Source organism: Vibrio sp. OPT46 (assembly GCF_015163535.1).
In the GTDB taxonomy this organism is placed as follows: domain Bacteria; phylum Pseudomonadota; class Gammaproteobacteria; order Enterobacterales; family Vibrionaceae; genus Vibrio; species Vibrio alginolyticus.
Genome location: NZ_JADDYG010000171.1, coordinates 1 through 640, shown reverse-complemented (window position 1 = coordinate 640; position 640 = coordinate 1). Strand labels below are relative to the sequence as shown.

The 640-nt window shown below is 37.5% G+C and carries 1 protein-coding gene; it reads right to left on the bottom strand.

Features of this window, described 5'->3' with window-relative positions:
- On the bottom strand, window positions 1-504 hold a 504-nt coding region (locus IQR33_RS08315), incomplete at its 3' end, for a hypothetical protein (RefSeq protein ID WP_193843618.1).
- Window positions 505-640: the final 136 nt, after the last annotated feature.

Here is a 640-nt window from a genome sequence, read left to right as displayed (position 1 = left end):
TAACGAAACTAAAAGGTCGGTAGCTGTTAGAAGAACAAGTATTTTCGTATGGGACAAAATGTATTGTTCTCGCGGCCGTTCTTCACAGTTCCAGAAGATTTGTTCATTACCGCACTTTACTGCATTCACAAATGATTTCGTTTGGTTTGCATCCATTGAGCTCAAATGAGACTCAAAAGTAAAATTTACAAACCTTATATTATGAGCCAATTTATTACGTAATTCGAAGAGCATTTGGAGAAATTTTGCCTCCAATGAACTAATACACCCTAGTTTTCTAAGTAAGTTTACTTTTCCAAACTTACTGTTACCAAAATCAATATATGACAAGCTATCTTCTAGTTCTACACACCCTAGTCTACCGACCAAGGCTTGTGTTGCAGTAGCTTCAAATAGTGCATTCAATTTGATAACAAATGACCAATCATCTTCACCGGCTAGATTCAATATAAAATTGGCGGGAACATTTAATTTAGTCTCAAGCTCTGAAATATTTTCTAGCACTGTAATTACCTCGTAAGCCTAACGCCCTGCTAAGGGGTGAGCAACGCAATACAAAAGCCACCGCAAACCACCTTAATCACTAAATTCAACGTATAGTAAAAATGCCACGCGTTGCGAATCCCTCTTAAGCAGTTTG